At 73.9% G+C, this 7873-nt stretch carries 6 protein-coding genes and 1 pseudogene; 6 read left to right on the forward strand and 1 reads right to left on the reverse strand.

The genetic code is table 11. The features are described 5' to 3' along the window. From EBN88_RS26845 to EBN88_RS32485, 5 genes are all read left to right on the forward strand, one after another. Positions 1 to 920, forward strand: a 920-nt coding sequence (locus EBN88_RS26845) for a metallophosphoesterase (protein WP_147472862.1), incomplete at its 5' end; no start/stop codon positions are given. A gap of 243 nt (positions 921 to 1163) precedes the next feature. After that, positions 1164 to 1466 carry a carboxypeptidase-like regulatory domain-containing protein gene (locus EBN88_RS26850; protein ID WP_122399637.1) on the forward strand — a complete coding sequence of 101 codons (303 nt, stop codon included), beginning with the start codon at positions 1164 to 1166 and terminating at the stop codon, positions 1464 to 1466. Positions 1467 to 1625: 159 nt separating this feature from the next. Next, positions 1626 to 3263 carry an ABC transporter substrate-binding protein gene (locus EBN88_RS26855; RefSeq protein WP_147472863.1) on the forward strand — a complete coding sequence of 546 codons (1638 nt, stop codon included), beginning with the start codon at positions 1626 to 1628 and terminating at the stop codon, positions 3261 to 3263. Between the two features lie 21 nt (positions 3264 to 3284). Beyond that, on the forward strand, positions 3285 to 4127 hold the full coding sequence (locus EBN88_RS26860; protein ID WP_122399639.1) for a hypothetical protein: 843 nt from the start codon (positions 3285 to 3287) through the stop codon (positions 4125 to 4127). Positions 4128 to 4226: 99 nt separating this feature from the next. Continuing rightward, positions 4227 to 6128, forward strand: coding sequence for a serine/threonine-protein kinase (locus EBN88_RS32485; protein WP_122399640.1), 1902 nt, complete (start codon positions 4227 to 4229; stop codon positions 6126 to 6128). Between the two features lie 18 nt (positions 6129 to 6146). Here the strand turns inward: EBN88_RS32485 and EBN88_RS26870 are convergent, their stop codons facing one another. Then, a complete protein-coding gene (locus EBN88_RS26870) occupies positions 6147 to 7556 on the reverse strand; it encodes an FAD-binding oxidoreductase (RefSeq protein ID WP_122399641.1) in 1410 nt (469 codons plus the stop codon). Positions 7557 to 7625: 69 nt separating this feature from the next. Between EBN88_RS26870 and EBN88_RS26875 the strand changes: the two are divergent. Further along, positions 7626 to 7873, forward strand: a pseudogene (locus EBN88_RS26875) (SAM-dependent methyltransferase); the annotation flags it as partial.

Raw genomic sequence — 7873 nt, forward strand, 5'->3', positions numbered from 1 at the left:
CGGGGCCGCCGGCCGGGCCCGAGGGACCTGACGGGCCGCAAGGGCCGGAGGCGCCCGCCGGGGGCGGCGGCGACGAGGGCCCCGGCGCCGGCGAGCTGAGCCGCCGGCTGCTGGTCTCCCGCTCGATAGCCGTCGGCGCCGGGCTGCTGGCGGCCGGCACCGTCGGCTATGGCGCCGTCAACGCCCGCCGGCTGCGCGTGAAACGCGTCACGGTTCCGCTGGCCCGGCTGCCCCGAGGCGGCCACGGCTACCGGATCGCGGTGGTCAGCGACATCCACCTGGGCCCGGTGCTGGGCGGCGCCCACTGCCGCCGGGTGGTCAACGCGATCAACGGGGTCCAGCCCGACGCCATCGCGATCGTCGGCGACCTGGTGGACGCCGAGGTCGACGACCTGCGTTCGGCCGTCGCCCCGCTGGCCGACCTGCGGGCGCGGGACGGCGCGTTCTTCGTCACCGGCAACCACGAGTACTACGTGGAGACCGCCGAATGGATCGACCACGTGCGGGAGTTGGGCGTCACCCCGCTGGTCAACGAGCGGCGCGAGCTGCCGTTCCTCGACCTGGCCGGGGTCAACGACGTGGACGGCGAGGGCACCGAGTTCGGCGGGCCCGACTACGACGCGGCGCTCGGCGACCGGGACCCGGAGCGGGCCTCGGTGCTGATGGCCCACCAGCCGGTGATGATCCACGAGGCGGTGAACCACGGCGTGGACCTCCAGCTCTCCGGGCACACCCACGGCGGGCAGATGTGGCCCGTCACCTATGTCGCCGCGCTGGCCAACCCGACCCTGGCGGGCCTGGAGCGGTACGGGGACACCCAGCTCTACGTGAGCCGGGGCGCCGGCGCCTACGGCCCGCCGGTGCGGGTCGGCGCCGATCCGGACATCACGGTCGTCGAGCTGGCCTCGCGCCAGGCGTGACACGGACGGCAGGGGCATGGCGCGCGCCCGACGGGCCCCGGCGTGACCGCGCCGGACGGCCCGAACGGCGCGCCCGGCTCCCCGGGCGTTCCCCTAGGGGTGACCCGGAGAGTGTCCGGTTTTCGTGTCAGCCGGGCCCGACGCGACAACTATTCGGCGGCCGTTGGTGTCCTTGATAACGCTGGGGGAACAAACTGACAGCGTGATGGACACGGAGCGCGCGGTGTTGGAGGAAAGATCGGCATGACGGAGCTGGCAGGGACGGGGGAGGAACTCGTCGTCAGGGGGCGGGTGCGGGACTCGCTGGGCGTGGCGCTGCCCCGCGCGGTGGTGACCCTCTCCGGCGTTGACGGCGGCAGGAGCCTGGACAAGACCCGCAGCGGAGCGGACGGCGCCTTCGAGGTGCGCGCGCCCGACGTGGGCGACTACGTGTTGGCGGCGTTCTCCCCGCAGTTGGGCACCCAGAGCGTGGAGATCAGGTTGGACGGCGGGCGGCCGGTCGAGGTCGAGTTCATGATCGACGTGCCCGGCGCCGTGACGGAGTGAGGCTCCGTCAGGCGGCGCGCCCGGCGGCTCGCTCCAGGTAGCAGCCCGGCCACCATCCGAAGTGTGGCCGGTCCGTTGCCCCCCTGCCTGCTGATGACCGTGGTGGCCTGTGGTTATCTGGGGCCTCGCTAACTGGTCTTCCGAGAAAGGGCGCGGGGAGTGCGACGTATCCGGGCCAAAGGGGTCATAGGCATCGCGGTGGCCCTGGCGCTGGTCGCCGCCGCGATCGGCGGGTGGGCGTTGTTCCGTTCCACGGAGGAGGCGGAGGAGCCGATCGTGGTCGGCACCACCTCCACGCCCACCATGGTGGACCCGGCCGGCGCCTATGACGCCTCCGCCATGGCGCTGATGAGCAACCTCTACCAGTCGCTGCTCACCTTCGAGCACGGCCGGGAGCAGCCGGTGCCCGACGCCGCCGAGAGCTGTGGCTTCACGGACAACGAGCTGACGGTCTACCGCTGCACCCTCAGGGACGACCTGACGTTCAGCAACGGGCGGGCGATCACCCCCGAGGACGTCAAGTTCTCCTACGAGCGCATCCAGGCGATGGCCGAACGCGCCGAGCAGGAGGCCGCCGACGACTCCATCCCCGAGGACGAGAAGTTCTCCTACGCGGGACCCTCGGCGCTGCTGGCCAACCTCGTGGCGGTCCGCGTCGACGGCCGGGACATCATCTTCGAGCTGGAACACTCGGACGCCACCTTCCCGTTCGTGGTCGCCGCCAGCCCCGGCGCCATCGTGGACCGGGAGAACTACGAGATGCTGGAGCTGCGCGACGACTGGCAGGTCGACGGCTCAGGACCGTTCCTGCTGGAGGCGTGGAACGAGGGCGAGTCCGCCGAGCTGGTGCCCAACCCGAACTACCGGGGCGCCAACGAGCCGCCCGAGTTCCCCGTCACCGTGCGCTACTTCTATGGCGACGAGGAGCAGTCGGCCGAGGAGCAGCTCGCCGCCGCCTGGGAGAACGGCGAACTCGACGTCAACGACGGCAAGATGCCGCCCCAGGTGATGTCGGCCGTCAACCGCAGCGACCCCCAGCGGCCCGTCACCGAGAACACGGCCGGCTCCATCCGCGTGATGGCGTTCAACACGGACGAGGGAATGCCGATGGCCTCCCAGGTGGCCCGGCAGACCGTCGCCGCGCTGCTGGACCGGGACTCGATCGCCAGCCAGGTGCAGCAGGGCACCGTCGAGCCGCTCTACTCGCTGATCCCGGTGGGCTACACCGGCCACGGCACGCCGTTCTTCGACCAGTACCGCGAGCGGGACCCCGAGGTGCTGCGCCAGCGCATGGTGAACGCCGGGCTGCCGGTGCCGCTGCCGTTCGGGATCGCCTACTCGCGGGGCGCCGCCAACCACGAGGAGGCGGCCGAGATCGAGCGGCAGTTGGAGGAGGACGGCCTCTTCGAGGTGGAGGTCGCCCACTACGAGTGGGACGAGTTCATCCCCGGCGTCTACTCGGCGCGGGACTACGACGCGTATCTGATCGGCTGGCGGCCCGACTTCCCCGACCCGGCGACGTTCACCGACGGCATCCTGGGCCCGGGCGACGGCATGGGCACCGGCTTCTCCGACGAGCGGATCGACCAGCTGATCGCCGAGGCGCAGGCCGTGTCCAACCGCGCGCTGGCCGCCGACACCTTCCTCGCCATCCACGAACTGGCCGCCGAGGACGCCCCGATCATTCCGATCTGGCAGGAGAAGCGGTTCACCATCAGCCGCGACGAGATCACCGGCGTTCAGCACCTGGTGTCGGGGAGCGGCGTCTGGCGGCTCTGGGAGCTTCGCCGAATCTGATCCGTGCGGCAGGATGCGCCCATGGCACGACTCAAGCACACCCTCATCCTGGACCCCACCCTCAGCCGCGACGAGCTGACCCGGGCGGTCGCTGTGCCCTTCGACGTCTGGGAGAGCCTGCGCCCCGAGGGGCGCGGGCTGCGCTCCGAGGACGGCAGGGCCGTCCAGGGCGTGGCGCTGCTCGCCGGCGAACACGCCCGGCCGGGCGCCGTCTACGGCAGGGACGAGGAGACGGCGGCCCCGCTGGCCAAGGACGCCATCGCGCCCCGGGTCACGCTCGTCGAGTGGGACCGGGCGGCCGGCGTCGCGCTGCGGGTGGACGGCCAGCGGCTCGGCCCTGGGCCCAGCCCCCGGCTGGCCGCCGACCTCAGGCTGCGCGGCGTGGAGCGGCCCGAGCGGGCGACGCTGCGGGTCGACGGCTCCGTCTCCCGGCCGGGGCGGCAACGGCGGCGCTGGCTGCGGTGGTTCACCCTCCAGGCCGAGCTGGACGTCGCCCGCTGGTACGCCTCGGCGGCCGGCACCGCCGGGCGCGCGCCGCTGCGGGTGCGGGTGCGGCACTCGCTGGTCGGCGGCGAGGTCGGGGTGACGCCCCGTCCGGCGGCCGGCGGCGCCTGGGAGGTGGAGGTGCTGGTCAACGCCAGGGGCCGGGGCGTGCTGCGGCCGGTGGTCGCGGTGCCGCTGCTGGTCGCCAGGCGGATACTGCGCCGTTCGCTTGACCGGAACCTGCCCCGCGCCGCCGAGGTCTGGCGCACCCGGCTCCACCCCGAACTCGTCCGCGACCCGGCCGAGTCGCGGCGCCTGCTGGTGGACGAGCTGTGCACGCCGCACGAGGAGCGGTCCCAGGGGCCGGCCGCCGAGGGCTGAGCCGACGCCCGGTGTGCCCTGGGAGCATCAACTGGCGTCTGGAACAATGCGGTTGATCGTCAGTGGTCACTATTTCAACTAACGCTTCGGGGGCGCGGGATGGTGCGGCGGGGGACGCGGCTCAACGACCGGTACACGGTGACGGAGCGGATAGGCGGCGGCGCCATGGGCGACGTGTGGCGCGCCCAGGACGAGGTCCTCTCCCGGGAGGTCGCCGTCAAGGTCCTCAGCCCCAAGCTGCTGGAGGACGCGTCGTTCCGCGCCCGCTTCCGCCGCGAGGCGGTCGTTCTCGCGGCGCTCAAGCACCCCAACGTCGTCGCCGTCCACGACTACGGCGAGAGCGGGGACGGCGAGGGCGAGGACCGGGAACGACTGGCGTTCATCGTCATGGAACTGGTCGAGGGGCGGTCGCTGGACGCGGTCCTCGACGAGGACGGCACCCTGCCGCCGGAACGGGTGCTCGCCATCGCCGCCGAGGCACTCGACGGACTGCACGCCGCGCACCTCCGGGACATCGTGCACCGGGACGTCAAGCCGTCCAACCTGATGCTGCGCGAGGGCGACCGGGTCACCGTGACCGACTTCGGCATCGCCCGGCCCGCCGCCGGCACCAAGATCACCGAGGGGCGCTCGGTGATCGGCACCGCCCTCTACATGGCGCCCGAACAGGCCGAGGGGCGCGGCGCCGTGCCCGCGTCCGACCAGTACGCGATGGGCGTGGTCTGCTACCAACTCCTCACCGGGACGCTGCCGTTCACCGGCGAGTCGCCGGTGGAGATCCTGTTCAAGCAGGTGCGGGAGCCGGTGCCGGAGCTGCCGGACGCGATACCCGAGCCGGTGCGGGGCTTCGTCACCCGCGCCCTGGCCAAGGCGCCTGAGGACCGCTTCGCCGACGCCGCCGCGATGGCGGCGGCGGCCCGCCGGGTGGCGGCCGGCGGGCCGTTGGACGAGGACGACGCGGGCGCGGACGAGGACGCGGGCGCGGACGAGGCGGGCGGCGCCGCCGGGGACGGCGGCGAGGACCGCGAGCCCCTGGTGAGCGACACCGGCACCCCCGGCGAGGACCGGGAGCGCGCGCCCGAACGGCGGCGCCGGGCGCTGCTGTTGGGCCTGCCCCTGGCGCTGGCGCTGTTGGTCAGCGGCACGGTGACGCTGGTCTATGTGGAGCGGCTGCCCTGGCGCGCCGAGGCGGGCGGGCCCGAGACCCCGGGCCCGGAGGAGGCCACCGCCGACGCCGGCGCCGAGTCCGGCGACCCCGAGGAGGCCGAGGACCCGGAGGAGCCCGAGGAGTCCGAGGAGGCGGGCGACGAGGGCGGCGACGGCGAGCCGGACGAGGAGCCAGGCGAGGACCCGGACGCCGACGGCGGTCAGGACGCCGGGAACGCGGAGGACTCCGCCGGCGCGGGCGGCGGCGACGGGAGCGCGAGCGGCGGCGGCGACTCGGGCGGCTCCGGCTCCTCGGGCGGCTCGTCCGGCGGTTCGTCGTCCGGCGACGGTTCGTCCTCCGGCGGTGGCGGTTCCTCGGGCGGCTCGTCGGGCTCCGGCTCCGGCGGCGGTTCGTCATCGGGCGGCGGTTCGTCGTCGGGCGGCGGCGACGGCCCGCCGGACGGCTGCGGCGGGGCCAACTGGGGCCAGATCGTCAACGTGGCCGACGGACTCCCGTTGGGCCTGGCCGACGGCCCACCGGAGGTCAACGGCGTCGTCGTCTCCGGCGGCGACACCAGCCGTGGCTGGGTGCGGAGGGACACCCCCATCGGCGCCGAGCTGCACATCTGCGATTCGACGGGTCTGGTGCTGAACCCCGGCTACAACAGTCCGGGTGGCACCAGGCTGGGCAACTACTTCGGCAACCCGAACTGGGGTTCCGTAACACCCTCCGGCGGCGCCTACATCCTCACCAACTTCCAGGGACGCTGCCTCACCACCCAGGGCTCGGGGCAGCAGGCGGTGATGAAGCCCTGCGAGGAAGGCGACGACCGGCAGCGCTGGTACCTGCCCTGAGCGGCCCGCCGCGCGGCGTCACAGCACCTTGCCCGGGTTGAGGATGCCGCGCGGGTCGAAGACCTGCCGGATGGAGCGCTGCAACTCCACGCCCACCGGGCCGAGTTCCCGCGCCAGCCACTCCCGCTTGAGCACCCCGACGCCGTGCTCGCCCGTGATGGTGCCGCCCAACTCCAGGCCCAGCGCCATGATCTCGTCGAACGAGGCCCGCGCCCTGGCCGCCTGGTCCGGGTCGGACGCGTCGAAGCAGACCGTGGGGTGGGCGTTGCCGTCGCCGGCGTGGGCGACCACGCCGATCGTGAGATCCACGCGCTCCGCGATGGCGGCGATCCCGTCGATCAGCTCGGCCATCCGGTCGCGCGGCACGCACACGTCGTCGATCATCGTCGTCCCGGTGACCGCCTCAAGGGCCGGCAGCGTCGCCCGGCGCGCGGCCAGCAGCATCTCCGACTCGGCCTGGTCCTCGGCCGGCACCACCTCGCTCGCGCCCGAGGCGCGGCACAGCTCGCCGACCGCCGCCAACTCGTCGGCCGCCTCAGGGGTGTCGAACGCCGCCAGCAGCAGCGCCCGGGTGGACTCCGGCAGGCCCATCCTCGTCAGCCGGTTGACGGCCCGCACGCTGGTGCCGTCCATCAGCTCCAGCAGCGAGGGGGTGTGTCCGGCGGCCATGATCCGCGCCACCGCGTCCCCGGCATCCGCCGCCGAGCCGAACTCGGCCGCCAGCACCAGCTGGCGCGGCGGCGCCGGCCGCAGCGCCAGCACCGCGCGGACCACCACGCCCAGCGTGCCCTCGGCGCCCACGAAGAGCCGGGTCAGGTCGTAGCCGGCGACGCCCTTCGCGGTGCGCCGCCCGGTCCGCAGCAGCCGGCCGTCCGCCAACACCACGTCCAGGCCCAGCACATACTCGGCCGTCACCCCGTACTTGACGCAGCACAGCCCGCCCGAGCCGGTGCCGATGTTGCCGCCGATCGTGCACTGTTCCCAACTCGACGGGTCCGGCGGGTAGTTCAGCCCGTGCTCGGCGACGGCGCGGGAGAGGGCGGCGTTGACCACGCCGGGCTCCACCACCGCGATCCGGTTCACCGGGTCGATCTCCAGCACCCGGTCCATGCGCAGCAGCGACAGCACCACGCAGCCGTCCACCGCGTTGGCCGCGCCGGACAGGCCGGTCCGCGCGCCCTGCGGCACCACGGGCACCCGCAGCGCGTGGCAGATCCGCAGCACCTCCTGGACCTGCTCGACGGAACGGGGCAGCACCACGGCGGCCGGCCGGCCCGCCGGGCAGAAGCTGGCCATGTCGTGGGCGTAGGAGGCGGTCACATCGGGGTCGGTGAGCACGGCGTCGGCCGGCAGCGCCGCCAGCAGCCGTGCGACAACGGCGGTCTCGCTCGGGGTCTCCGTCGCGGTCTTCTCGTCTGCGGTGCTCATGTGCGCAGCTTGGCATCAGGACCCGGGAATTCCCATGCCGTGTGCCGGACGCCATGCCAGGCTTCCGCCATGAGCGCCGACGCCACCCCGTACCACCGCCATCTGATCACCCATGCCGAGCACCCGATCGCCGCGCCGCTCGGCGAGCCGTCCGTGGCCGCGCTGCTCGACCGGGCGCTGGGCCCGGCGGGCCAACGGCCGGCGGCCCCACGCCTGTTGGACCTCGGCTGCGGGCAGGCCGCCTGGCCGCTGCGGGCGCTGGAGGCCCGGCCCGAGGCGACGGCCGTCGGCGTGGACGTGGACGCCGACGCGCTGGC

The organism is Streptomyces triticirhizae, assembly GCF_003696235.1.
In the GTDB taxonomy this organism is placed as follows: Bacteria; Actinomycetota; Actinomycetes; order Streptomycetales; family Streptomycetaceae; genus Streptomyces; species Streptomyces triticirhizae.

Coding starts and splice junctions, on each gene's coding strand:
- EBN88_RS26870 (WP_122399641.1), bottom strand. CDS start 7,556: ATGAGCACCGCAGACGAGAAGACCGCGACGGAGACCCCGAGCGAGACC.
- EBN88_RS26850 (WP_122399637.1), top strand. CDS start 1,164: ATGACGGAGCTGGCAGGGACGGGGGAGGAACTCGTCGTCAGGGGGCGG.
- EBN88_RS32485 (WP_122399640.1), top strand. CDS start 4,227: ATGGTGCGGCGGGGGACGCGGCTCAACGACCGGTACACGGTGACGGAG.
- EBN88_RS26860 (WP_122399639.1), top strand. CDS start 3,285: ATGGCACGACTCAAGCACACCCTCATCCTGGACCCCACCCTCAGCCGC.